Below are 23,496 nucleotides of genomic sequence, written 5' to 3' on the forward strand. Positions count from 1 at the left end.
ACCGGTTCTAGGAATCTTCCGTGGGTATCTGCTCCAGAGCGCCAAACATATCCACGCGCTGATCATTGAAAAGATCCAGTTCCGGCGCCAATGCCTGCACGTAGCGGTCGAAATAGAGAAACTGCTTGAGCAGCAGAGCGAACTCCCGCGGGAACCGGATACCATGGTCCTCGCCGATGCGCACCAGATCCATCAGCAAACGATTGACCTCACGATCGTTGCGGTCGGCCTGCACCAACGATGACGGATCGACCCGGGTGAGGCGCTCCTGCAAAGCGGTGATATCCCGCGCCAGCGCATCCACATCCACTTCTTCCCGGGTCATGCCCACCATCACCATGGACCGGGCCATGGTCTGGACGTCGCCATTGCCAATCGCCTCAAGAAAACTGGACATGCCCTCCCAGGCTTCACGGCGAATACGCCCGACCATGCCGAAGTCGATGAAACCGACACGGCCGTCTTCCAGCACCATCAGGTTGCCAGCGTGCAGATCGGCGTGGAAGAAATCGCACAGCATCAGGCTGGAGAACCAGGTATTCAGCGCTGTGATCAGCACCCCGGCGGGGTCGTCGGTATACTCACGCAGGGCGCCAAGATCGGTGATTGGCATGCCATGCAATCGTTCCATGGTCAGCACCCTGGTGGTGGTATGGGAACGGATCGGCCGCGGCGCCACCACCGCGCGATTACCGGTCTGCGCCAGGAAGTCGTTGAATTGCTCCAGATTGCGGGCTTCCTGCAGGAAGTCGCACTCCTCCATCATTCCCGCCTGCAGCTCCTCGATGACCCCGGACAGCGCCGAGCGGCTCAACCCCGGCGCCAGTGATTCGATCACCCGGGCGGAGAAATAGAGAAAGTTGAAATCGGTAAGCAGCACATTGCGCACTCCGGGGCGCTGCACCTTGATCACCACCTCGGCACCGTTGTGCAGGCGCGCCGCGTGCACCTGGGCAATGGAGGCGCTGGCCAGCGGACGCGGATCCACCCATTGGAAATGCTGCTCCAGGCTACCGCCCAGTTCCTCCTCCACCACCCCACGGATATAGTGGAAGGACAGCGGCGGGGTCCGATCCAGGCATTTCTGAAATGCCTCCACGTACTCTTCCGGAAACAGTGACGGCGAGCTGGCGATGAACTGCCCCAGCTTGATGTACGTCGCGCCCAGGGATTCAAAAGTAGCGCGCAACCGTTCCGGCAGGGCATCACGATCACCGAGCGCCCACCCTAACCCCTGGCGGCCCACCACACCGAGAGTCTCGATGATGCGCAGGGCGCCCCGGGCCGTGTTCCTCGCCAGCGCCAGACCGGAGCGCTCGCGCAACAGATCGGCGCGAGCGCCGGTAACCGAAGAAGGCTGTGTCATCACGTCTGTGTCCCTGTTTAAAAATGAATCGCCCTGGGCCGCTAAACTACCGGAAAAGGGTAACCATAAAAACCGCGACGATTTTTACCTCGAGGTTAATTATGACCAGCCGGTCTTTCTGTCCCCTTTTTTTATCCTGGTTCACGACTGTCCACTCAAAGATCCAGGGCTTAAAGGGTAACCGTCTGATTTTATTACCAAGATCCCGGGAGGCCCAGCGTTTAAGTAAACTTCATTGGCTGTTCCGACAGGAGAGCGCCGACGTACGGTCATTTCCCCTGGTCCCGTGCAAATCCATGATCCCCTTGCTGGCGTCCATATGTAATGGCTTACATGCATTTTTGTAATTGGCGCTTGTGTCAACGGGCGTGCGTTGTGTACCGTCAAATTTTCCACGTCGAGAACAATAAAAAGGAGCTAAAAGGAATGCGTTCTCTAATAACCAAAATGCTGCGACCCGCGCGTGTACTGATCGCCGGCGGCGCCCTGCTCGCACTGCAGGGCTGTGGCATGATCTATAAAACCACCGGGGATATTCTGGTCAGCTTCGGCCAGGCGGAATTACTGCCTTATATGCTGGCCTACGACGATGTCCGCATGGGCTGCATCATGGGTGAAGCCCAGACTCCTCTCCTGATGTCCTTCGAAACCGTGGGTTCCCATCCCGGCCGCCTGGGCGTGATGACCTTCGTGACCTCGGCGGTGTGCGCCGAACAGCTTTCCCTGGAATCCGAACTGCGCTACCTGCGTGCCATGAAGGAAGGCCGGGTCGCCGAAGCCCAGGATGCCCGCATCGAGCAAAAACGCTGGTCCGCCCTGGCCGCCGAGCGCCTGCTCACCGCCTACCAGCGCCTGGAAGTGGAATACGGCAAGTTGGACGAAGGCGAGTGCCCCAAACTGAATCGCAAGCTGGATCAACTGGTGTGGCTGGTGGGTAACATTGCCGGCGCTCAGGCACTGGTGGCCGACGGTGCCGCCGACGGCGTGGTCGGTGTGCCGCGGGATATCGTTGGCAAAGTCGCCCGCAACGCCTCCTGCCTGAGCAACGAGAACTGGTGGGGCGCTCCGGAAGGCCTGCGCGCCACGATCTGGAACCTGCTGCCGCAGCTGGCTCCGGAAGGCGCTCAACCCTGGCCGAAGCTGGAACAGTCGGCCGAGATGGGCTTCGAGAAAGGTGTGCGTCTGGGCAGCGCGTTCCTGGCGCTGAGCGCTTACAGCAAGGGCGACAATGATCGTCTGCGCAAAGCGATTCGCGATTTCGCCGCCAACGACGAAAACCTGGACCCGGACTACGCCATGATCGACGCCATCGCCAGCGTCCTGATACAGGGCCTGTCCGATCGCATGTGGACCGAAGCCACGGGCAAGCGGACTCCGGTGAACGGTCTGGGCACCTTCTGGGATGACCAGCCCTCTTCCGGCTCCAAAGTTGACATCGACGATCTGCTGTAACGGGACCGGAGGGCCTTCCCCCGCTGGCAGGCTCTCCTCCCGATAATCAAAAAAACCAGGAGAGACGATCTCATGCGCTACAAGAAAGCGTTAACCGCCGTGATGGCGACCGTACTGGGCCTGGCCGCGGCCGGCGCCCATGCCGCCGAGAAACGGACCTTGTGTGTCTTTGACATCATCGGTGCCAGTGGCGACGTCTACAACGTGATGAAGGACTACCGTACCGCCGCCGCCGGCTGGGGTGCCGACATCGACCTCAAGCCCTACACCGACGAGAAGATCACCGCCGAGGCCCTCAAGGCCGGGCAGTGCGACGGCGCGGTGCTGACCGGTTTGCGGGTACGCCAGTTCAACCACTACTCCGGCAGCATGGAAGCAATTGGCGCGATTCCCGATTACGAGCATCTGCGCACCGTGATCCAGGTGCTGTCCAGCGATACCCCGTCCATCAATGAAAAACTGACCTCCGGCCCCTACACCATTGGCGGCCTGATGCCCATGGGCGCGGCTTATCTGTTCGTCAAGGATAAGGCCATCAACAACGTCAACGCCCTGTCCGGCAAATCCATCTCGGTGATGGAATACGACCCGGCCCAGGCGCAAATGGCCGCCAAGGTGGGCATGTCGCCGGTACTGTCGGACATCACCAATTTCGCCGGCCGCTTCAACAATAACTCCGTGGATATCTGCTTTGCTCCGGTAGTGGCCTATTCCGCGCTCGAACTGTACAAGGGGCTGCAACCCGACGGTGGCATCATCCGCTATACGCTGGGCCAGCTCACCACCCAGATCGTGCTGCGCAAGGATCGCTTCTCCGAGGATTTCGTCAAGCAGTCCCGCAAGTTCATGTTCGGCCAGTTTGACCGCGCCATGACCATCATCAACAACGCGGAAAACGAGGTGGACAAGAAGTGGTGGATCGAGCTTCCCGAGGAAGACAAGCGTGGCTACGACGAAATGCTGCGTGAGGCTCGTATCGAGATGACCCAGGACGGTATTTACAGCAAGGACCTGACCAACCTTCTGTTGAAGGTACGTTGCAAGTACGACCCTTCCCGCGCGGAATGCGCCAACCCTCAAGAGTAACACCTGAAACCGCGGGGCCGGCCTCCGGCCCCGTTCTCCATTCCCTCCACCACTTCCGGCGCTTCGGCCATACCGGCGCGAAGGGGTGAAGTATATGCTCGCTCGAAAAGGTCGTTTTCATACGCGGCGATCTCATTGCTGGCATAACAAAAACCGGGTGAAAAATGGATAAACCAACCTTTACCGTGGCGAACCGTTCCATCAAGGAATGGGTATCCTCCCTGCCGACCCTGATCATCCTTCTGCTGACGATTTTTCTTTCTTCCGGTGAAATTATTCACTCCCAATTATTGAAGATAGGTGAGAACACCTGGGAGAGTTATTTCCTGCTGCGTGGCGCCGGCATGGTGCAGGAGCCAACCTGCAACCCGGACCCGAACATCGATCAGCTCACCCGGGAAACGGTACGCAAGCGCCAACAGGAAGCCGCCGATGATCCGCTGGCGGACGTGCTCGGCACTTCCGAAGTCAACGAGGACGCCATCCGCCAGTCTCTGGAACGCTCCAGGGAAAACTGCCGGACCCGCTGGGAGCGTTTCCAGACCATAGAGGAAAGGGTCACACCCGGTGTCATCGCCTTCCGTACCGTCGAGGGCGGCGTGGCGAAAATCGTCTCCACTCTCGGCGACTACAAACGTCTGCTGTTGTGTCTTCTGGTCTTGATCTGCGCCGCCACCGCCACGCTGGGCCGGCACCATATCGCCCTGCGGCCGCAACGAACGGTGAAGGATTATCTTGTTTCCACCACGGCGCAATTGATCGCCAACGCGCTGCTGCTTTCCTCCGCTTTCGTTTATCGCATGGAGGAAGTCGCCGCCATGGATTCCGGCGTGCGCGTCGGCCACTTCTATCTGCACCAGTTCTGGATCGCCGGCTTCGCCATTCTCACCGCCGCCTCCCTATACCAGTTGATGAGCCGTCCCAAGGATCTGGAATCCGGCGGCTCCTGGGGCAAGGCCCTGCTCACCATTCCGCTGTACAGTTTCATGGCTTTGACCGCTTCGGCGCAGTTCCTCAGCCAGGGCTATTACCACGGTATCGCCGTGTACCTGGGCATGATGATGGAAATGTCCACGCTGTTCCTGAACCTGGCGCTGTACATCTGGATCGGCATGATGCTGAAGCAAACCAAGCTGGCCCATCTGGTGTTCGATGTATTGCGGCCATGGAAAATGTCACCGGAACTGATGGCTTTCGTGGTGCTGGCCGTTGCGGCCATCCCCACCGCTTACACCGGTGCTTCCGGTATCTTCGTGATCGCCGCCGGTGCCACCATCTACAATGAACTGATCCGCGCCGGCGCGCGCAAACAGCTGGCTCTGGCCGCCACCGCCATGTCCGGCTCCATGGGTGTGGTACTGCGCCCCTGTCTGCTGGTGGTGATCATCGCCGCGCTGAACAAGAGCGTGACCACCGCCGAACTGTTCAATTCCGGCATCAAGATCTTCATTCTCAGCCTGGTGCTGTTCTTCATATACAGCCAGTTCGCACGCACATCACCGGCCCGCATCGCGCCGTTCTCCGAGGCTCTGCCACACAGTCTGAAGCGGCTGATACCGCTGCTGCCCTACGGCATCGTGGTCGGCACCGTGCTGGTGTTCTTCAGCGACGTTCTGAACCGTCACCTGGATGAGTTCTCCGCCCCGATCATTCTGCCGGTAATGCTGCTGGCCGTGCTGTTCTACGAAAAACTCAGCCGTCATTTCCTGCACCTGTTCGCGTTGGCACTGATCCCCATGCTGGTGATCTCCTTCATGGACACCTGGAACGGCTATCAGGCCTTGCAGAGCGGAGAGATCCCCACCGGCTGGACCATCGTGACACTGCAGAACCATCTTTGGGGACTGTTCTGGCGCAACGTGATTCTCGGCGGCTTCATCGTCGTTCACTATCTGGTGGCGCCCCGCATGAAAGGCAATGGCGATACCGATCCTCACTATGCTCCCGAGGAAGGCGTCTCTGAAAAGCTGGAAGGCTCTCTGCGCTTCTCCACCAACGAGACCACCACTCACATCGGCGCGCTTTTGATGTTGATGGCACTGTCGGTGAGCACCGGCGGCATCATCGAACGCTCCGGTCTGATGGAAATGCTGCCCGAGGCGTTCTCCTCGATCTGGATCGCGATGACCATTCTGGTAGTGACCATGGTGGTCATCGGTATGATCATGGACCCCTATGGCGCGGTGATTCTGGTGAACGCCACCATCGCCCAGGTGGCGTTCAACAACGGTATCGATCCATTGCATTTCTGGATGATCACACTGGTGGCATTCGAATTGGGTTATCTGACCCCGCCGGTGGCCCTTAACCACTTGCTGACCCGGCAGGTGGTGGGTGACGACGAGGTGGAAAGCGCCAAACTTCACAGCGGCACGTTCTTCCGCCGCTATGAGAAGTTCCTGCTGCCCATCGCGGTCATGCTCACGGCGCTGCTGGCGGTGAGCTATCTGCCGCTGATGTCCGAGGGGCTGCACCAGTGGCTGTTCCACAAAATACAGGTGGCCATGTAATCACCCGGTGTGTATCAACACCGTAACCACAGGAAGGGGCTCTCGCGGGCCCCTTTTGTGTTAAACGCCAAGAGGCAATAGACACAAGGCAACACCAATAACAACAATTCAGACCAATAAGAAGGAGAAATGGCAATGGAAGAAAGTGCCATGGGGGAAAGCATGAAGAGGGGCAGCGGGCACTGGCTTCGGCGGTCGCCGGCGGAGTGGTTTTCTTCATTACCCACTCTGCTGGTATTGCTGCTGGCACTGTTCCTCTCATCCGGAGAGATTATCCATTCACAGCTGCTCAAGATCGGGGAAAACACCTGGGAAAGTTACTTTCTGCTGCGTGGCGCCGGTCTCATGGAGGAACCGACCTGTAATCCCGATCCGGATATCAGCCGGCTGACCCGGGAAACCCTGCAACGACGACAGGCTGAAGCCGCCGACGATCCACTTGCCGGCGTGCTGGGCACGCCCAGCGTCAACGAAGATGCCATCCGCCAGTCACTGCAGCGGTCACGGGAGAATTGCCGGGGAAAATGGGACCGCTACCAAACCATTCAGGAAAGGGTCACCCCTTCGGTGGTGATGTTTCGCAATGTGGAAGGCGGCGTGGCCTGGGTGGTGTCCTCACTGGGCGATTACAAGCGGTTGTTGCTTTGTCTGCTGTTGATGATCTGCGCCACCCGCACCACGCTGGGCCGCCACCATATCGCCCTGCGTCCGCAGCGAACGGTAAAGGACCATATTGTCTCCACCAGCGCGCAATTGGCCGCCAATGCCCTGCTGCTGCTTTCGGCCACCGTCTATCGCGTCGAGGAAGCGGCGGCCATGGAATCCGGCGTGCGGGTTGGCCACTTCTATCTGCACCAGTTCTGGATCGCCGGCTTCGCCGTGCTGACCGCGGCGTCGCTGTATCAGTTGATCCGCTTTCCCAAGGGGCTGGAATCCGGCGGCTCCTGGGGTAAGGCCCTATTGACCATTCCGCTTTACACTTTCATGTGTCTGTCGGCATCCTCCCAATTCATCAGCCAGGGCTACTATCACGGTATCGCTGTGTATCTGGGCATCATGATGGAAATGTCCACCATGTTCCTCAATCTGGCGCTGTACATCTGGATCGGCATGATGCTGAGACAGACCCGGCTGACCCATCTGGTGTTCGACGTGCTGCGGCCCTGGCGCATGTCACCGGAGCTCATGGCCTTCGTGGTACTGGCGGTGACCGCCGTGCCCACCGCCTACACCGGCGCGTCCGGTATCTTCGTGATCGCCGCCGGGGCCACCGTCTACAACGAGATGATACGGGCCGGCGCCCGTAAACAGCTGGCCCTGGCCACCACCGCCATGTCCGGTTCCATGGGCGTGGTGTTACGCCCCTGCTTGTTGGTGGTGATCATCGCCGCGCTGAACAAGAACGTCACCACCACCGAATTGTTCAGCTCCGGCCTCAAGGTATTCATGCTCAGCTTGCTGCTGTTCTTCATTTACAGTCAGTTCGCGCGCACTTCGCCGGCCCGCATCGCCCCATTCTCGGAAGCCGTGCCGGCCAGTCTCAAACGTCTGGTGCCTCTGCTGCCTTACGCCATTGTCGTTGGCGCCGTGCTGGTACTGTTCAGCGACGTGCTGGACCGTCAACTGGATGAGTTCTCCGCCCCCATTATCCTGCCCGTGATGTTGCTGGCCGTGCTGTTCTACGAAAAACTCAGCCACCACCTGCTGCATCTGTTCGCGCTGTTCCTGGTGCCCATGATAGCGCTGTCATTCAACGATCTCTGGCAGGGTTACCAGGCTCTTCAAAGCGGCGAGCTCCCCACCGGCTGGACTCATATCACGCTGCAAAACCACCTGTGGGGCCTGCTTTCGCGCAACCTGTTCCTGGCCGGTTTTCTGCTGGTGCACTATCTGATCGCGCCACGCATGGCCAAGAGCGAGGCCACGGATCCTCACTACGCCCCCGAGGAAGGGGTCTCCGAAAAACTGGAAGGTTCCCTGCGTTTCGCCACCAATGACACCACCACCCACATCGGCGCCATGCTGATGCTGATGGCCCTGTCAGTAGGCACAGGCGGGCTGATCGAACGCTCGGGGCTGGTGGAAATGCTGCCGGAGTCCTTTTCCTCGATCTGGATCGCCACCAGTATTCTGGTGGTGACCATGGTGATTCTCGGCATGATCATGGAGCCCTTCGGCGCCGTGGTGCTGGTCAATGCCACTGTCGCCCAGGTCGCTTTCAACAACGGCATCGACCCGCTGCATTTCTGGATGATCACCCTGGTGGCGTTCGAGTTGGGCTATCTGACTCCGCCAGTGGCGGTGAACCATCTGCTCACCCGCCAGGTGGTGGGCGATGATGAAGTGGAGAGCGCCAAACTTCAGCACGGCTCCTTCTTTCGCCGCTACGAGAAGTATCTGCTGCCGATCGCGGTAATGTTCACCGCACTGCTGCTGGTGAGCTATCTGCCGTTATTGTCGGAAGGCCTGCATCAGTGGCTGTTCCAGAAAATCCAGATCGCCATGTGACCACTCGCTTCCGCTATCGGCCTTGCTTCATCGCGCCGATAGCGGATAATCGGGCCCCCTGATACGAAAAAAGCAGGTCCGGCTTATGAATGACAAGACCCGCGAAGAACAGTACCGGCGCCGTCCCACGGAGCCGTTGCCAAAAAGCGTTCGTCCCGCCTTATTCTTGTTGCTCTTTCTGGTCGCCGTAACCCTGTGCATCGCCGGTGCCGCCGCCCTGGTGGACCGTCTCATCTATGGGTGAAGCCGATGAAGCACGTAAAGGAACAACGTCGTCATTCGCGCCACCGCGCTCCGAGCGGCCTGAACATGCGTCTGCGCCAGGATCCACCAACGGAGGACGACGATCTCACGCTGACATGCCGGGATATATCCCGCGCCGGTCTGGGTGTGGAACTGCCCTATTCGATCCGGCCCGATACCGACGTGGAACTGTGGCTGCAGCTACCCAACCAGGGTGAGGCCCTGCATCTGTTCGGCACCATCGCCTGGTGCGCCGAGGGAGCTCAGCGCTGGTCCGCGGGCATAGCCCTTGATCTGGAGCGAACCGACGGTGCCCTCTGGGCGGCCCGGTTCGACGATCCCGATGTCTGACCGTCCGTCGCTGTTTCAACGGGGCGGGCAATACCATCTGTACCGGCCGGACTACCCGGAAAATTTATTCCGCTGGCTCGGCGATCAATGTTTCGAGCACCAATGGGCGCTGGACCTGGGCTGCGGCACGGGGCAGGCATGCCGCTCCCTGGAAGGTCATTTCCAGCACGTCATCGGCGCCGACCTCAGCCTCGCTCAACTGCGGGGCGCTCCAGCCAGCGCCAGCCACTATCTGGCCGCCCGCGCCGACGCCCTGCCCTTCGCCGATGGCAGCTTCGATCTGATCACCGTGGCCCAGGCACTGCACTGGTTTCCATTGCCGATGTTCTTCAAGGAAGCGGAACGGGTGCTGCGCGAGGATGCACTGCTGGCCATCATCAGCTATGGCTTGTGTCAGGTGGAGGGGTTGCCGGACCTGATCGACGATTTCCACGACCGGGTGCTGGCGCCCTGGTGGCCGGCGGCGCGCTGGAGCGTGGTCAGCGGCTATCGCAACGTCACCCTGCCATGGCCGGAACACAAGGCGCCGGAAAGCCTGGGCATCGAACGTCACTGGCACTGGCGCGATCTGGCCGCCTATCTGGACACCTGGTCAGCTTTGGCGAAAGCGCGCAGCTTCGGCAAGGATCCGCTGCGGGATTTCCTGCCGCAACTGGAACAAGCATGGGGGGAAAAGACGCGCAAGGTACGCTGGCCGTTGAGAGTCCGCGCCTGTCGCCGGCCCAGGGAGTATTGAAGCGGAGCGCTATGTTCCGACCCGGTTCAGTACCTGGAGCTTTCAGTACCTGGGAAATGCTCGGCCAGCAGACCGGCAAGGCGATCCAGACGATGGCGCCGTTTCGACAGGCCGAACACATTCATCATGCGGGTCCCCCAGGTGAGGGCCGTGGCCAGGGTATCGCCGCCACGGCGGGGGATCACGTGGAGGTGGACATGGGGTACGTGTTGATTGGCTTCGCGGCCATCATTGACCACCACGTTATGAGCTTTGACATCCAGCCCCGCCCGCTTCTGCGCACGGATGGTGCGCCGCGCCAGTTCAAAAAGGTGGGCCGCCAGATCCGGCTCCAGCTCTTCCAGTAGCGCATGGTGCGCCACCGGAATCACCAGGCAATGGGCTTCGCGGACCGGGAACAGGTCCAGCAACACCACGGCCCGCTCATCCCGGTACACCACGCTGGCGGGGGCATCCCCGTTCAGAATCCGGCAGAAAATGCAGTCAGTCGTCGTCATAATCCTCATCGGCCCCTGCCACCGCTTTGCGGCGCTGGCGCCAGGACTCCAGCAAGGCAACGATAAACGCCACCAGCAGCACCGCCACCAACGGCGCCACCGCCCGCCAGGGACCGCTGTCGTTACCGGCGAACAGGCCGTCGAACAGACTGACCACCCAGGCCGGCGCCCATTCTTCCTGATTCGCCGCCACTGGCCACGGAGTCAGCAGTACGGCGGTCGCCAGCCCCCGCAGCAGGGTTTTCAACCAGGACATCAGGGGGCGGGTCAGATACCACAGTACCACCAGCACTCCCAGACTTCCCAAAACGTAAGCCAGCCATCCCATCATATAGGCATTCGTTGTCACAGTTACTCCCTGGAGCCCATTCACGCTCTCAAGCCTACACAGGCTCTTAGAGCCATTCTATACGTCCCGAGCTCGCCTCTCTATCGGGTCCGTCCGCATCAGTTTTCCACCCAATGGATGACATGGTCTTCCCAGTCCCGCTCCGCAACCCGGTTTTCCGGAACCACATGGCCGGCAACACTGATTCCCGCGGCACGTACCGAGCCTGGATCTCCGGACAGCAACGGGTGCCACTCAGGCAGCGGTTTGTCTTCGGCTCGCAGTCGATAGGCGCAACTGGCCGGCAGCCAGTCGGACCGGGCCATCTCCTCGGTTACCTGAAGGCAACCCGGCACTTTGCGCCGTCGCTGTGCGTACACCTGACAACGGCAACGGCGGATATCGAGATAGCGGCAACTGAGGTCCGTGAACACCACCTCGCCACTGTCCTCGTCCTCCAGCTTGACCAGACAGCAGCGCCCGCAACCGTCGCACAGCGCTTCCCATTCCCGGCTATTGAGCTGCCCCAGGGGCAGCGTCCAGAACCGGTCGCGCAAAGGCGGGTCCGTCAGCGTCACGACGGCTTTCCGCGCGGATTGTCGGGGTGGCCGGCGGCCAGAAACAGATCCTCGTCCGGCGGCGGCGGCATCTGCAGATAAAACCCTTTATCGCGTACTTCATCCATGACCTTGCTCACATCCGCCCGCGCCAACGGCCGCTTGGGGTCCAGGATCATATCGCTGACGTGCACCAGCTTGCCGCATTGCTCAAGCAACACCTTCGGCACCGCGTCCAGACCAGTGGCCCGGGCCACGAACAGGTACATCTCGGACCGGCGGCTGCTCCGGTAGATAGAACAGAACAACTTGCCTTGCAGCGTCATAGCATCTCCAACAACGGCTCGGCGACCGGCTCCCGGCGCCAGCCGCGCAACGGCTCGGGCAAGGACTCCGGATCACGCACCAGCGCTTCCAGCCAGCGGCGCCGCACCAGCACCTCCGGCTGTAATCCCAGATCATTGGCCACAGCGGTCACCCGGTCGCGCAATTGCTTGACCTGATCCCGCTGCGACCGGGCCAGCGGTTCCGGCAGCGGCCGCGGCGGCGTTTCCCGGCGGCCCTGCTCCAGGCAGGCGATGATCCGCTCGCCGTCGCGCTGAATCAGCTTGGGGTGCAATCCCAGCGATTGCAGCGTGCTCCGGTCCAGGCGGCGGCGCTGGCTCAATTCCAGCATCACCGGGTCCTTGAGCACGAAACTGCGCGGCAGATCGCGCTGCCGCGCGGTCTCTTCACGCCAGCGCGCCAGCGCCGCCAGGGCGGCCAGTTCCTCGCCCTGCAACACCCCGGCGCCTTTGACCGCATGCCACGGCTCACCGCCCTGCCCGCGCCGGCGCACGTCCGCCACCAGACGATCGCATTCTTCCCGCCACCAGGCTTCCCGGCCCAGGGCGCGGAGACGTTCGCGCAAACGGCCGGTCACTTCGGGCAGGTACTTCACGTCGTCCTCGGCGTAGCTCAATTGTTCGGCGCTGAGCGGCCGCCTGAGCCAATCGGTACGGGTGGCGCCCTTGGGCAGAGCGACCCCCAGTTGCTGTTCCACCAGCCGCTGGTAGCTCATTTGCATATCCTCGCCGACCAGGGCGGCGGCGATCTGGGTATCCTCGATGTGCTCCGGGCATTCGCCGGTGAAGTACTGCAAGGCTTCCAGATCCTCGGAACAGGAATGCATCACCAGACACCGATCCGTCAGCACCGCGCCCAACACTGGCGCGCTCACCCCGGTGGTGTCGATGAGACGGATGGCGTCGCCATCGTGCGCCTGCACCAGAGCCAGCCGTGGCCAGTAGGTCCGATCCCGCATGAACTCGGTATCCAGGTACAGCGGCCCCGCCGGCGGCGCCCAGTCCTGGATCTGCTCGTCTTTGTCACACCATATATAGCTCATGCCGCTCCCGGCTCGTCCGAATGGGGCGCATTATACGGGCAAGGCCCCGCCGGCTCCATGCGGAGGCGTCTGGAGGTGTGCCCGCAATCCGCTTTCTGCTAACCTTGGCGCGCCTTGAAAACCGCACAGGAATCAACCATGAGCACGAAACTGGTACTGGTCCGCCACGGACAGAGCGTCTGGAACAAGGAAAACCGTTTCACCGGCTGGAAGGACGTGGATCTCACCGAGCAAGGCCGGGCGGAAGCGAAAACCGCCGGCGATCTGCTGCAAGAAGCGGGCTTCGAGTTCGATATCGCCTACACTTCCGTGCTCAAGCGCGCCATCCGCACCCTGTGGACAATCCTCGACACCATGGATCAGATGTGGATCCCGGTGGTGCGTGACTACCGCCTCAACGAGCGCCACTACGGTGCCCTGCAGGGCCTGAACAAGGCGGAAACCGCCGCCAAATACGGTGACGAACAAGTACTGGTTTGGCGCCGCAGCTACGATACGCCGCCGCCGCCGATGGACCGCGATGACGAACGCTACGCGGGCCGTTTCCGTGTTTATCGCGATCTCAGCGACGCCGAGATTCCGCTGTCCGAGAGCCTCAAGGACACCGTGGCCCGCTTCGTCCCCTACTTCCAGAGCGTGATCGAACCGGATATCCGTGCCGGCAAGCAAGTGCTGATCTGCGCCCACGGCAACAGCCTGCGCGCCCTGGTCAAACACCTGGGCAATATTTCCGATGAAGAAATCGTCAAGCTCAATATCCCCACCGGTATTCCCATGGTGTATGAGCTCGACGACGATCTGAAGCCGATCAAAAACTACTACCTGGGCGACGCCGAAGCCGCCGCGGCCGCGGCCGAAGCGGTGGCCAATCAAGGCAAAGCCTGACGGCCTCCCCCGGTGGCGCCCGCCGCCGGGGAATTCAGGAATCCGGTGCCGGATTCCGGTCCAGCACTTCCACCCGGCGCCGTTCCCCCGCTTCGAACAGACGCTCCCGTAACCGTTCTATTTCCGCCTGCTGGTCGCTCGGCGCCAGACCGCTTTCCAGAATGGCGCGGCGCTGCTCGCGGTAATCCTGATAACGGGCCTGCCAAAGTGCCCGGCGCTGGTCCAGCTCCGCCAGCCGGTCCGCCGCCTCCCGGCCCAGCCGCTGCTCACGCAACTGGTCGATCCGCCGCTGAGATGCCCCCTGCTCCCGCAACGCCCGCACTTCCTCACGCACTCGCATCGGTTCCCGCGAGGCACGCACCTGCTCACGCAAATCCGGCGGCAGGGTGGCTTCCAACGCATCCAGACGCTCACTCCTGGTGGCTTCGTCCAGGTCCTCGTCCTCAAGAATGCGGCGCCGCTGCAAGGCGAAGTCCGCGTAACGGTCCTCGAAGCCGAAAAACGCCTCGGCGGTGGCGGCGTCGAAAAAGCGGTCCCGCAATGCCTGACGTTGTTCAAGACTCTGGCGCAGCGCGGCCGGATCCTGTCCCGGCGGTGTCAGTTCCGCCAGCGCCTCGCGATAGCCCAGATACTGTTGCAGCAGCGCCCAGGCCCGGGCCGCCGCCGACGGCGACAGCCGCGCCTCGAAATCCGCCGCCAGGCGCGCCTTGAGTGTCTCCAGGTCCTCTTCGCCCAAGGCCGACAACACATAGTCGAAGCGGCGCCGCAACGCTTCGTTGATGATCAGGTTGCCATTCTCGTCCTCGGCCAGAGCCCCATCCGGCCGGGTGCCGCGCCAGGACGGCGGCGGCGAGTCGGCCAGTTCCCGGCCACGCACGGCGTAATCGTGCAATACCGATGTCACCGATGCAGGCAGCGGGTCCTGGCGCGCCGCCGCCACGGGCGTGGAGCCATCGCCTTCGCCAGACCATCCCCACATGCCCAGGCCCGCCAGCGCCAGCAGCACGATCAGGATTGTGTATACGCGTCCTTTGCTCACGTTCAGTCCTCGACGACAACCGTTACCGACCCGCACACCGCCGCTCTGACAGCAAGTGCCGCTCGTCGGATTACGACATTTTTATTAGTGAACACCTGTTCCGCTCTGGTTAGGATCATAGCAGGCTGTTGGCGAACAGTCCGGAACCCATCGGGTTCCTTTGGTAAAGGGTGGCCGATGGAATCGGTCATTGGCAAGAAAGAGCGCGGCGCGATTGATGTTGTGGTCCATCCGCCACGGGCTCGACAAAAGATTCCGAAAACAACAGATAAACAGGGAAGCTTATGAAAACGTCAATAAAGACTCTTTTGAGAGCAGCTCCTCTGAGCGCTTTCTCAGGAAAAAAACCGCTGAGGGCTCTGCTCGGCATCCTGCTGCTCGCGTGGTTGGCCGGCGCCGCCCATGCCGACGACTACACTGAAACCCGTTACCCCATCGTACTGGTGCACGGCCTGTTCGGCTTCGACACCGCCGCCGGCGTGGACTATTGGTATCGCATCCCCGAGGAACTGCGACGAAGCGGCGCCGAAGTCTACGTGGCCCAGGTCGCCGCCGCCCAGGACACCGAGGTGCGCGGCGAGCAACTGGCACGACAGGTGGAGGATATTCTCGCCATCAGCGGCGCCGAGAAGGTCAACCTGATCGGTCACAGCCACGGCAGCCCCACCATCCGTTACGTGGCCTCGGTCTACCCGGACATGGTCGCCTCCGCCACCGGTGTTGGCGGCGTCAACTGGGGCGCCCGGCTGGCGGACGTGCTGCAGGGCGTGGTGGACGACGTGCCTTTCAGCGGTGACCTGATCGGCTTTCTCGGCAATGCCCTTGCCGGGCTGATCGATCTGTTCTCCGGCGGCGGCAATGAACAGGACATCCTGGCGGCCTTGAAGGCGCTCACCACCGAGGAGACCATCGCCTTCAATCAGCGGTATCCGGAAGGCATGCCCAGCGAGTATTGCGGCGAAGGTCCCAGGATAGGCAGCAATGGTGTCTCTTACTTCTCCTGGAGCGGGGCCAAACCGCTGACCAATTTCCTCGACCCTTCCGACGCCCTGCTCGGCGCCACTTCCATTGTTTTTCTCGGCGAGAAAAACGATGGGCTGGTGAGCAGTTGCTCCAGCCACCTGGGCATGGTGATCCGCGACGACTATCGCATGAACCATCTGGATGAGGTGAACCAGGTTCTCGGGCTGCGCGATCTGTTCAGTACCGACCCGGTCACCCTTTATCGCCAGCATGCCAACCGGCTCAGGAACTATCAGTTCTGAACCGGCAGTTCTGAACCGGCAGTTCCGAGTCAGCGGTTCAGAGTCGCAACGGCCACGCCGGAGGTAACCCCGCCGGCGTGGCCGTCTTCCCAAGGACGCCCTCAATAACACGGTCTACGCACCTGCCGAAGCGTCCGTCATTTTGAAGACCGGGGCGCCGTCGCCGGCTGTCGCTCCGGTATTGAGCGGTGATGCCCGCCACCGCCATGATCTGTCTCTTAGGGATGATCCAACTTTAATTAAAAGCAGGACAATAACCATGATAAGAAGTCTTCGCGTTGTGTTGGCGTTGTGCGCCACCCTGACCACCTCCTTGGCCCAGGCCGCCGATCCGATCGAGAGGCGTATCTGCGTGTTCGATCTGGCCGGTAACGTCGGTCCGGTGATGACCGCCATGAAGGACTGGCAAACCGCCGCGCTGCAATGGGGGCTGAAAGCCAAACTGGTGGCTTACACCAATGAAGCCATCGCCGCCGAGGATCTCAAGGCCGGCGTCTGCGACGCTTCCCTGATCACCGGCCTGCGAGGCCGCCAGTTCAATCAATACAGTGGCACCATCGATTCCATCGGCAGCTTGCCGACCATGGATCATATGAAAGTGCTGCTGCAGGTTCTGTCCGATCCGCGCAGCGCCAAACCCATGACCAGCGGTGATTATGAAGTGCTCGGCGTGGCACCGGCGGGCGCCGCCTATATCTTCGTCAACGATCGGGAAATCAATTCGCTGGCCAAGGCCGCGGGCAAGAAAGTGGCCGTGTTGGAGTTCGATGAAACCCAGGCCATCATGGTGGCTCAGGTGGGCGCCACGCCGGTGTCCTCGGACATCACCAATTTCTCCACCAAATTCAATAACGGCGTGGTCGACGTGATTGCCGCCCCCCTGATCGCCTACGAAATACTGGAGCTTTACAAAGGCCTGAGCCCGGACGGCGGCATCATCGACTATCCGTTGATGCAGCTTTCGATTCAGTTGATCGGCAACAAGGCCCGTTTCCCGGAAGAGATGGCGCAGAAATCCCGCGAGTACTTCTACAACACTCTGGATCGGGTGATCGAGCAACTGGACCGTGAGGCCGAGGCGGTCAACAAGAAGTGGTGGGTACAGATTCCCGACGCCGACAAGCAGGAATACGAAGTCATGATGCAGGAAGCCCGCGCTCAGTTGCAGCAACAGGGATTCTACAATGCCGACATGCTCAACCTGCAAAAACGGATTCGCTGCAAGCTCAACCCGTCACGGGCGGAATGCACCTGAACGTCGTAGGCGGACGATCCAATCGCGGCTCGTGAGCCGCGATTGGCGTATAACCGACACTCCCTACAACCCCAACCGCTTGGCGATAATTTCGTTCATGATCTCGTAGGTACCACCGCCGATGGAGAGGATACGGTTGTCGCGAAACAGCCGTTCCACCACGGTGCCGCGCATGAAACCGCTGCCACCGAAGATCTGCACCGCATCCCAGGTTACCCGGTCCGCGCACTGGGTGGCCTGGTTCTTGGCCATGGAGACATCCAGCACGCAATCCTCGCCGGCGGCGATGCGCGCCGCCACCCGATAGGTAAATTCAGTGCTCGCTTTCACCGCCGTGGCCATTTCCGCCAACTTATGACGGGTCACCTGGAAACCGGCCAGCGGTCGCCCGAACGCCTGACGTTCGCGGGCATAGGCCAGCGCTTCCTCGAACGCCACCTGGGCGGTCATATTGGCGGTGACAGCCAGGATCAGACGCTCCATCTGAAAGTTGCTCATGATGCAGTAAAAACCGCCGTTCTCCGGGCCAATCAGATTCTCCACCGGCACCCGGCAATCCTCGAAGAACAGCTCGGCGGTGTCCGACGCCCACCAGCCCATCTTCTTCAACTGTCTGCCCACGGTGAAACCGGGGGTGCCCTTCTCCACCAGCAACAGACTGATACCGCCGAACCCCGCATCCCCGGTACGCACCGCCACGGTGTAATAGTCCGCGCGCACACCGCTGGTAATGAAGGTTTTCGAGCCGTTCACCAGGTAATGATCACCGTCCTTGACCGCCCGGGTGCGCAGGTTCGCCACATCGGAACCGCCGCCAGGCTCAGTAATCGCCAGCGCGGAGATTTTCTCCCCCGCCAGCACCGCCGGCACCACCCGTTCCTGAAGCGCTTCACTGCCCCACTTCCACACTGGCGGCAAACCGATGTCCAGGGAGCCCAGGCTGGCGCCGACGCCCCCGGAGGTGCAGCGCACCATCTCCTCACAGGCCGCCACCTTCATGAACACATCCTCGCCGGTGCCACCCCAACGCTCCGGCGCGCCAATCCCCAATAGCCCCGCCTGAGCGGCCTTGACGTACAGCTCACGGGGAAAAGTCCCCGCCTCCTCCCACTCATCCACGTGCGGGCGGATCTCCCGCTCGACGAAGGCCTTGACGGTTTCCCGAACCATCCGGTGGGTGTCATTGAAATAATCGAGTGCGGACACGGAACCTCCTGTGATTGTCGCCTTGGCCTCAGCCATACCTAGCGCTTGCTTGGTTCACAAGGTAGCAAAACCCGCCTGGCCGGACAAAGACCGGAATGCGCAATCTGAAGGTCGAATTCGTCAACGACGGAAGGCCGGGATTCGCCAGCAGGCTGGCTCTCACAGATTGCTTTGCTGTGGAAGCTGGCTACGAAGCCGCTGTGGGAGCCAGCCTGTTGGCGAATTCGGCTTCCGGCGAAAAGATTCGCTTGCAGGCAAGCTCCCACAGCGGCTTCGTGGTTCAGGGTTGATTCGATGCGCACGGATGCAGAGCCCGGGTCACCAAAGCGCCTCATAAAGCCGCACGATCTCCTCGGCTTCCGGCACCCGCGGATTATTCCCTGGCGAACCGGAGGCCAGGGCCTGTTCCGCCATGGTGTGGCGCACCTCGAAAAAGCGGTCGCGGTCGATGCCGAAGCCCGCCGGCGTCGGCACTTGTAATTCATCGTTGATCGCCACCAGGGTATCCAGCAGCTTGGCGTTGGCGCGGGCATCGTCATCATCCAGCCCGGCGAACCCCAGCGCGCGGGCGCAATCCGCGTAACGGGCCGAGGCCGCCGGCAACGAATATTCCGTCACCGCCGGCAGCAACATGGCGTTGGACAAGCCGTGAGGCACGTGGAAGAAAGCGCCAATGGGACGGCTCATGCCGTGCACCAGCGCCACCGAGCTGTTGCAGAAAGCCACTCCGGCCAGAGTGGCGCCAAGCATCATCGCCTCGCGGGCCGCGCGGTCCTCGCCATCGTGATAGGCACGGCGCAAATGAGGGCCGATCAACCGCAGCGCCGCCAGGGCCTGGCTGTCGCTGTAACCGTTGGCCTTGCGGCTGACGTAGGCTTCGATAGCGTGGGTCATGGCGTCAATGCCGGTGTCCGCGGTGGTACGCGGGGGCACCGACACGGTCAATTCGTAGTCCACCAGCGCCGCCACCGGCATGAAGGCGGCGCCGACGCAGAGCAGTTTTTCGTCGGTGCGTTCATCGGTAATGATGGTGAAACGGGTGGCTTCCGAGCCCGTGCCGGCGGTAGTGGGAATGGCGATTACCGGCAAGCCGGCTTCATCCACCTGACGCGGAAAGCGGTAATCATTGATTACGCCGCCATGCCTGCCCAGTACGGCGATGGCCTTGGCGCTGTCGATGGGGCTGCCGCCGCCCAGAGCCACCACGGCGTCATAATCACCATCGCGCACCATCGCCAACCCGCCTTCCAGGGAGGCGGCGGTGGGCTCCGGCAAAGTATCGGCGAACACATCGCCGCCCATGCCCGCCTCCGCCAGCAGCCCCCGCAGGCGCTCCAGATAACCCAGTTGCACCATCATCCGATCGGTGACGATCAGTGGATTACGGCAACCGAACCCTTGCAGTACCGCCGGCAGGCGCGCCATGGCGCCGGCGCCCACCTCCAGCACACGGGGCAATATGATCGAGGCCATGCTGTTCTCCTTGTTCTGTGTGTAGCCGAGCCAAGGAGACTGTTACATGGTGATCGAGGGGGTGCAATAAGGATCGCCGGAGTTCAGTCCGCGAACGGGCGGCGGGCACGCAGGGCCTGGGCCAGGGTGGCGCCGTCGACGAACTCCAGGTCGCCGCCCATGGGAACCCCCTGAGCGATACGAGTGACACTGACGCCGGCTTCCCGGGCCAGATCAAGGATATAGTGAGCGGTCGCTTCACCTTCCACGGTGGTGCCGGTGGCCAGAATCAACTCGCGGATCTCACCGTCACGCAGGCGCTGCTCCAGCATATCCAGGCCCAGTTCCCGGGGCCCGACACCGTCCAGTGGTGACAGCTCGCCCATCAGCACGAAGTAATGACCGCGGAATTCGCCGGACTGCTCCACCGCCAGCACATTGGCCGGCGAGGACACGATACAGATCAGCGACGGATCCCGGCGCGGATCCAGACAAATCGCGCACAGATTCTGCTCGGCATTGGTCCGCTCAGCATAGTTGCGGCAACGCTCGCAATGGCTGACGCCATCCATTGCCGCCTGCAATGCACCGGCCAGCTCACGCCCCTGCTCGCGGCCACGTTCCAGCAGCGCGTAGGTCATGCGCTGTGCGGATCGGGGCCCCACGCCGGGCAGACAGGTGAAGGCTTCAATCAGGGTTTCCACCAGGGGCGGATGCTTCATAACATCAATCCGTTACATGCCCGGGAATGGGAAACCACCAAGACCGCCACCGGCCATGTTCTTCATGGCGTCCTGCTGGCTGCGCTCAACCCGGCGCACCGCATCGTTGACGGCGGCGGCCAACAGATCCTCAAGGAATTCCTTGTCCTCGTTCATCAGGCTGCTGTCGAGCTCCACTTTCTTGACGTCATGGCGGCCATTCATCACCACCTTGACCAGACCGGCTCCGGCCTCGCCGGTGACTTCGGCGTTGGCGGCGTCTTCCTGCATTTTTTTCATCTTCTCCTGCATGGCCTGGGCCTGCTTGAGAAGGTCGTTCATGTCAAAATCCATCGTCTTGGTACCTGTTCTAGTCGCGGGGGCGGATACTGTCTTCGTCGAGGCGGCCGCCGAAACGGCTCATCAGCGTTTGCACGGTGTCATCGGCGAGCAGTGACGCCCGCGCCTCCTCCAACCGTTCCTGACGGCGCTGCTGGTCCAGCAGCTCCGGCGTGTCGGCCACCGCGTCATGGTAACGCACCTGGACCCGGATACGGCGATGGAAGTAATCGCTGAGCGCGCCGCCCAGTTCCTCCAGGCGCTCATTGTTGACCAGCACCTGGTGGCCACTGCTCAGTTCCAGCGTCCACTGATGCTCGTCACGCTCCGCCAGCACCGCGTTGCGGGCCAGGTGGCGCACGGCGCCATCCAGCGGCAGCCGCATCAACAACGCCGCCCACCAGGAACCGATTTCACTGTCGTTCCGGGGCTCACCCAACGGCTCGGGATCCGGCTGCTGGCGTGCGGGACGCTCGGCGGCGGCAGGCTTGGGTTCCGGTTCAGGCTCGGCTTCGGGTTCGGTTTCGGGCGCCGCTGGTGCGGTCTCCAACGCCCGCGACAGCGCCGTGGCTCCGGCCTCCGGCCGCGGGGACGGCTCAGGCCGGCGCTCTGATTCATGCCGAGGCTGGTCGCGGACTTCAGGCTGCGGAGCCGGAGCAGGCTCGGGCTCCGGTTTTGCCGCCACCGCCTGTTGAGCCGGCGGCGCGCTCACCGTGGCGGCCTCTTGCGCCCCGGGTTGCTCGTTGGCACCGGCGGTGCCGCCATCAAGCATGGCCTTCATGGCGCCGGGGCCCGACGCCGCGGGGGCGTCGTTACGGGCTGGCCGAGGCTTTTTTGCCGGGGCGCTGCCCTCCCCCGCGGCGAGCACGCCCTTGGGTGAGAACAGCACCATGCGCAACAGCGTCATTTCCAGCGCGGCGCGGCTATCCGGGGCGTCCTGCACATCACGGCGGCCGCGCAGAGCCACATCATAATAGAGTTGCACCTGCTCGGCGGTGAACTCCCCGGCCAGTGCTTGCATGTCGGCGTCATCGCCTTCGCCCAGCGCCTGGATCACCGCCAGTTCATGCAGTGCCGATACCAGTTCGTCCAACAATGCCAGCTCGTCCGGAGCGTGTTCGGACACCGCCGCCAGCGCGTTCAGCACCGCCGCCGGCGTATCCTCGGCCAGCGCCCGCAACAAGGTCCGCACATGAGCGCGGTCGACGGTCCCCAGCATGCCGGACACGGCTCCGGTGGTCAGCTGCTCACCGCCGAAAGCGATGGCCTGATCAGTGAGGCTGAGAGCATCACGCATGGATCCGCGCGCGGCCTTGCCCAGCGCCAGCAGCGCCGGCTCCTCGAAGCGGATCATCTCCCGCTCGAGCAGATCCTTGAGGTGGCGGGCGATCTGTTCCGCCGGTAACGCCTTGAGGCTGAACTGCAGGCAGCGCGACAGGACGGTCACCGGCAGTTTCTGCGGATCGGTGGTGGCGAGCAGGAACTTCACATGGGGCGGCGGCTCCTCCAACGTCTTCAGCAGCGCGTTGAACGAGTGCGCGGAGAGCATGTGCACTTCGTCGATCAGATAGACCTTGTAGCGGCCACGGCTGGGCGCGTACTGCACGTTTTCCAGCAGCTCACGGGTATCCTCCACCTTGGTGCGGCTGGCGGCATCCACCTCGATCAGATCGACAAAACGGCCTTCGCCGATTTCCTGACAGGTGGGACAAACGCCGCAAGGGCGGCTGCTGACGCCTTCCTCGCAATTGAGGCAGCGGGACAGGATGCGGGCGATGGTGGTCTTGCCAACACCCCGGGTACCGGTGAACAAATAGGCGTGGTGCAGGCGATCCTGATCGAGCGCGTGCATCAACGCCCGGGAAACGTGTTCCTGGCCCACCAGTTCATCGAAGGTGCGCGGGCGATACTTGCGGGCAAGAACCTGGTAACTCATGGTACTCCAGCCAAAAGGATGCGGGCTTCGCAAAAGCGATAAGTCAGGGCCTGTTCACACTACTGTCGTCCCGCCTGCTGGGTGCCTTTTTGCCTCCAGCCAGGCGGAGGGAACGCGGTTTGGTTATTCCAAATAAGTGACCGACAACGACGCTGGAGGCAAAAAAGCTCCAGCCCTTCGGGTTGTGGCTAAAAAGCCACCATTGCGCGTTGCTCGTCGTTCATTTGGAGCCACCAAACGTCTCTCCTCGCGCCTTCACTGGTGGCTTTTTAGCCACAACAGGTGGGACGACAGTAGTGTGAACAGGCCCTAGGCGAATGCCGTATGCTAGCGAATCTGGCCGGGTTGCAACAGCACGGGAGGAGAATGCCGTGATGACGCGGTGAGGAAAAGGGGG

The 23,496-nt window shown here is 61.9% G+C and carries 23 protein-coding genes; 11 read left to right on the top strand and 12 right to left on the bottom strand.

Annotated features, from left to right (window positions below):
• Positions 1-7 precede the first annotated feature (7 nt).
• Positions 8-1,366, bottom strand: a complete 1,359-nt coding sequence (locus CRO06_RS08000; protein WP_035450962.1) for an ABC1 kinase family protein — start codon at positions 1,364-1,366, stop codon at positions 8-10.
• Positions 1,367-1,792: 426 nt separating this feature from the next.
• On the opposite strand from CRO06_RS08000, the gene CRO06_RS08005 reads away from it, so the two are divergent.
• The 7 genes from CRO06_RS08005 to CRO06_RS08030 all read left to right on the top strand — a co-directional run bounded on the left by CRO06_RS08005 (position 1,793) and on the right by CRO06_RS08030 (position 10,252).
• Positions 1,793-2,818 (top strand): hypothetical protein, encoded by a 1,026-nt coding sequence (locus CRO06_RS08005; protein WP_097058171.1) that lies wholly within the window; start codon positions 1,793-1,795, stop codon positions 2,816-2,818.
• A 72-nt stretch (positions 2,819-2,890) separates the two neighbouring features.
• Complete coding sequence (locus CRO06_RS08010; RefSeq protein WP_026949186.1) at positions 2,891-3,904, top strand: putative solute-binding protein; 1,014 nt, start codon at positions 2,891-2,893, stop codon at positions 3,902-3,904.
• Between the two features lie 164 nt (positions 3,905-4,068).
• Positions 4,069-6,414 carry a TRAP transporter large permease subunit gene (locus tag CRO06_RS08015; RefSeq protein WP_097058172.1) on the top strand — a complete coding sequence of 782 codons (2,346 nt, stop codon included), beginning with the start codon at positions 4,069-4,071 and terminating at the stop codon, positions 6,412-6,414.
• 135 nt (positions 6,415-6,549) lie between these two features.
• Positions 6,550-8,922, top strand: a complete 2,373-nt coding sequence (locus tag CRO06_RS08020; protein WP_097058173.1) for a TRAP transporter large permease subunit — start codon at positions 6,550-6,552, stop codon at positions 8,920-8,922.
• 85 nt (positions 8,923-9,007) lie between these two features.
• Positions 9,008-9,166 carry a hypothetical protein gene (locus CRO06_RS20045; protein ID WP_014995326.1) on the top strand — a complete coding sequence of 53 codons (159 nt, stop codon included), beginning with the start codon at positions 9,008-9,010 and terminating at the stop codon, positions 9,164-9,166.
• A gap of 5 nt (positions 9,167-9,171) precedes the next feature.
• Positions 9,172-9,516 (top strand): PilZ domain-containing protein, encoded by a 345-nt coding sequence (locus CRO06_RS08025; RefSeq protein ID WP_022996424.1) that lies wholly within the window; start codon positions 9,172-9,174, stop codon positions 9,514-9,516.
• A complete protein-coding gene (locus CRO06_RS08030) occupies positions 9,509-10,252 on the top strand; it encodes a class I SAM-dependent methyltransferase (protein ID WP_055099253.1) in 744 nt (247 codons plus the stop codon). Before CRO06_RS08025 ends, CRO06_RS08030 begins: the two co-directional genes overlap by 8 nt.
• Positions 10,253-10,278: 26 nt before the next feature.
• Here CRO06_RS08030 and CRO06_RS08035 read toward each other — a convergent pair whose 3' ends face one another.
• The 5 genes from CRO06_RS08035 to rnd form a co-directional block, all read right to left on the bottom strand.
• Positions 10,279-10,749, bottom strand: coding sequence for an HIT family protein (locus CRO06_RS08035; RefSeq protein WP_022996422.1), 471 nt, complete (start codon positions 10,747-10,749; stop codon positions 10,279-10,281).
• A complete protein-coding gene (locus CRO06_RS08040; protein WP_231504719.1) occupies positions 10,736-11,098 on the bottom strand; it encodes a hypothetical protein in 363 nt (120 codons plus the stop codon). Before CRO06_RS08040 ends, CRO06_RS08035 begins: the two co-directional genes overlap by 14 nt.
• A 98-nt stretch (positions 11,099-11,196) precedes the next feature.
• On the bottom strand, positions 11,197-11,655 hold the full coding sequence (locus CRO06_RS08045; protein ID WP_218839882.1) for a YcgN family cysteine cluster protein: 459 nt from the start codon (positions 11,653-11,655) through the stop codon (positions 11,197-11,199).
• On the bottom strand, positions 11,652-11,960 hold the full coding sequence (locus tag CRO06_RS08050) for a YcgL domain-containing protein (protein ID WP_097058174.1): 309 nt from the start codon (positions 11,958-11,960) through the stop codon (positions 11,652-11,654). The genes CRO06_RS08045 and CRO06_RS08050 overlap by 4 nt, the downstream gene beginning before the upstream one ends.
• Complete coding sequence (gene rnd / locus CRO06_RS08055; protein WP_022996418.1) at positions 11,957-13,021, bottom strand: ribonuclease D; 1,065 nt, start codon at positions 13,019-13,021, stop codon at positions 11,957-11,959. Before rnd ends, CRO06_RS08050 begins: the two co-directional genes overlap by 4 nt.
• Before the next feature lie 138 nt (positions 13,022-13,159).
• Here rnd and gpmA point away from each other — a divergent pair, with 138 nt between their 5' ends.
• On the top strand, positions 13,160-13,906 hold the full coding sequence (gpmA, locus tag CRO06_RS08060; RefSeq protein WP_097058175.1) for a 2,3-diphosphoglycerate-dependent phosphoglycerate mutase: 747 nt from the start codon (positions 13,160-13,162) through the stop codon (positions 13,904-13,906).
• A gap of 34 nt (positions 13,907-13,940) precedes the next feature.
• Here the strand turns inward: gpmA and CRO06_RS08065 are convergent, their stop codons facing one another.
• Entirely contained in the window at positions 13,941-14,945 is a 1,005-nt protein-coding gene (locus tag CRO06_RS08065) for a lipase secretion chaperone (protein ID WP_097058176.1), read from the bottom strand.
• Positions 14,946-15,229: 284 nt separating this feature from the next.
• Here CRO06_RS08065 and CRO06_RS08070 point away from each other — a divergent pair, with 284 nt between their 5' ends.
• Both CRO06_RS08070 and CRO06_RS08075 read left to right on the top strand, forming a co-directional pair.
• A complete protein-coding gene (locus tag CRO06_RS08070; RefSeq protein WP_280522542.1) occupies positions 15,230-16,210 on the top strand; it encodes a lipase family alpha/beta hydrolase in 981 nt (326 codons plus the stop codon).
• 259 nt (positions 16,211-16,469) lie between these two features.
• Positions 16,470-17,465, top strand: a complete 996-nt coding sequence (locus CRO06_RS08075) for a putative solute-binding protein (RefSeq protein ID WP_026949196.1) — start codon at positions 16,470-16,472, stop codon at positions 17,463-17,465.
• 63 nt (positions 17,466-17,528) lie between these two features.
• On the opposite strand, the gene CRO06_RS08080 is transcribed toward CRO06_RS08075, so the two are convergent.
• The gene (locus tag CRO06_RS08080) at positions 17,529-18,671 is read right to left on the bottom strand and encodes an acyl-CoA dehydrogenase family protein (protein ID WP_026949197.1); all 1,143 of its coding nucleotides are present in this window, start codon (positions 18,669-18,671) and stop codon (positions 17,529-17,531) included.
• A 95-nt stretch (positions 18,672-18,766) separates the two neighbouring features.
• On the opposite strand from CRO06_RS08080, the gene CRO06_RS08085 reads away from it, so the two are divergent.
• The gene (locus tag CRO06_RS08085; protein ID WP_097058177.1) at positions 18,767-18,961 is read left to right on the top strand and encodes a hypothetical protein; all 195 of its coding nucleotides are present in this window, start codon (positions 18,767-18,769) and stop codon (positions 18,959-18,961) included.
• A 28-nt stretch (positions 18,962-18,989) separates the two neighbouring features.
• On the opposite strand, the gene CRO06_RS08090 is transcribed toward CRO06_RS08085, so the two are convergent.
• The 4 genes from CRO06_RS08090 to dnaX form a co-directional block, all read right to left on the bottom strand.
• Positions 18,990-20,144 carry an iron-containing alcohol dehydrogenase gene (locus tag CRO06_RS08090; RefSeq protein ID WP_022997096.1) on the bottom strand — a complete coding sequence of 385 codons (1,155 nt, stop codon included), beginning with the start codon at positions 20,142-20,144 and terminating at the stop codon, positions 18,990-18,992.
• An 83-nt stretch (positions 20,145-20,227) separates the two neighbouring features.
• Positions 20,228-20,845 carry a recombination mediator RecR gene (gene recR, locus CRO06_RS08095; RefSeq protein WP_097058178.1) on the bottom strand — a complete coding sequence of 206 codons (618 nt, stop codon included), beginning with the start codon at positions 20,843-20,845 and terminating at the stop codon, positions 20,228-20,230.
• A 12-nt stretch (positions 20,846-20,857) separates the two neighbouring features.
• Positions 20,858-21,178, bottom strand: coding sequence for a YbaB/EbfC family nucleoid-associated protein (locus CRO06_RS08100; RefSeq protein WP_026949535.1), 321 nt, complete (start codon positions 21,176-21,178; stop codon positions 20,858-20,860).
• A gap of 16 nt (positions 21,179-21,194) precedes the next feature.
• Positions 21,195-23,099: a DNA polymerase III subunit gamma/tau gene (gene dnaX, locus CRO06_RS08105; RefSeq protein WP_097058179.1), complete on the bottom strand. Its 1,905-nt coding sequence runs from the start codon at positions 23,097-23,099 to the stop codon at positions 21,195-21,197.
• Positions 23,100-23,496 lie beyond the last annotated feature (397 nt).

Source organism: Alloalcanivorax xenomutans (assembly GCF_900217905.1).
GTDB lineage: Bacteria > Pseudomonadota > Gammaproteobacteria > Pseudomonadales > Alcanivoracaceae > Alloalcanivorax > Alloalcanivorax xenomutans.

Excerpts from the sequence above, each read along its gene's own strand:
- CRO06_RS08070 (WP_280522542.1), top strand. The coding sequence starts at position 15,230 with ATGAAAACGTCAATAAAGACTCTTTTGAGAGCAGCTCCTCTGAGCGCT.
- CRO06_RS08075 (WP_026949196.1), top strand. The coding sequence starts at position 16,470 with ATGATAAGAAGTCTTCGCGTTGTGTTGGCGTTGTGCGCCACCCTGACC.
- CRO06_RS20045 (WP_014995326.1), top strand. The coding sequence starts at position 9,008 with ATGAATGACAAGACCCGCGAAGAACAGTACCGGCGCCGTCCCACGGAG.
- CRO06_RS08090 (WP_022997096.1), bottom strand. The coding sequence starts at position 20,144 with ATGGCCTCGATCATATTGCCCCGTGTGCTGGAGGTGGGCGCCGGCGCC.
- CRO06_RS08005 (WP_097058171.1), top strand. The coding sequence starts at position 1,793 with ATGCGTTCTCTAATAACCAAAATGCTGCGACCCGCGCGTGTACTGATC.
- rnd (WP_022996418.1), bottom strand. The coding sequence starts at position 13,021 with ATGAGCTATATATGGTGTGACAAAGACGAGCAGATCCAGGACTGGGCG.
- CRO06_RS08010 (WP_026949186.1), top strand. The coding sequence starts at position 2,891 with ATGCGCTACAAGAAAGCGTTAACCGCCGTGATGGCGACCGTACTGGGC.
- CRO06_RS08000 (WP_035450962.1), bottom strand. The coding sequence starts at position 1,366 with ATGACACAGCCTTCTTCGGTTACCGGCGCTCGCGCCGATCTGTTGCGC.
- CRO06_RS08015 (WP_097058172.1), top strand. The coding sequence starts at position 4,069 with ATGGATAAACCAACCTTTACCGTGGCGAACCGTTCCATCAAGGAATGG.
- CRO06_RS08020 (WP_097058173.1), top strand. The coding sequence starts at position 6,550 with ATGGAAGAAAGTGCCATGGGGGAAAGCATGAAGAGGGGCAGCGGGCAC.
- CRO06_RS08050 (WP_097058174.1), bottom strand. The coding sequence starts at position 11,960 with ATGACGCTGCAAGGCAAGTTGTTCTGTTCTATCTACCGGAGCAGCCGC.
- gpmA (WP_097058175.1), top strand. The coding sequence starts at position 13,160 with ATGAGCACGAAACTGGTACTGGTCCGCCACGGACAGAGCGTCTGGAAC.
- recR (WP_097058178.1), bottom strand. The coding sequence starts at position 20,845 with ATGAAGCATCCGCCCCTGGTGGAAACCCTGATTGAAGCCTTCACCTGT.
- CRO06_RS08025 (WP_022996424.1), top strand. The coding sequence starts at position 9,172 with ATGAAGCACGTAAAGGAACAACGTCGTCATTCGCGCCACCGCGCTCCG.
- CRO06_RS08030 (WP_055099253.1), top strand. The coding sequence starts at position 9,509 with ATGTCTGACCGTCCGTCGCTGTTTCAACGGGGCGGGCAATACCATCTG.
- CRO06_RS08085 (WP_097058177.1), top strand. The coding sequence starts at position 18,767 with ATGCGCAATCTGAAGGTCGAATTCGTCAACGACGGAAGGCCGGGATTC.
- CRO06_RS08035 (WP_022996422.1), bottom strand. The coding sequence starts at position 10,749 with ATGACGACGACTGACTGCATTTTCTGCCGGATTCTGAACGGGGATGCC.
- dnaX (WP_097058179.1), bottom strand. The coding sequence starts at position 23,099 with ATGAGTTACCAGGTTCTTGCCCGCAAGTATCGCCCGCGCACCTTCGAT.
- CRO06_RS08100 (WP_026949535.1), bottom strand. The coding sequence starts at position 21,178 with ATGGATTTTGACATGAACGACCTTCTCAAGCAGGCCCAGGCCATGCAG.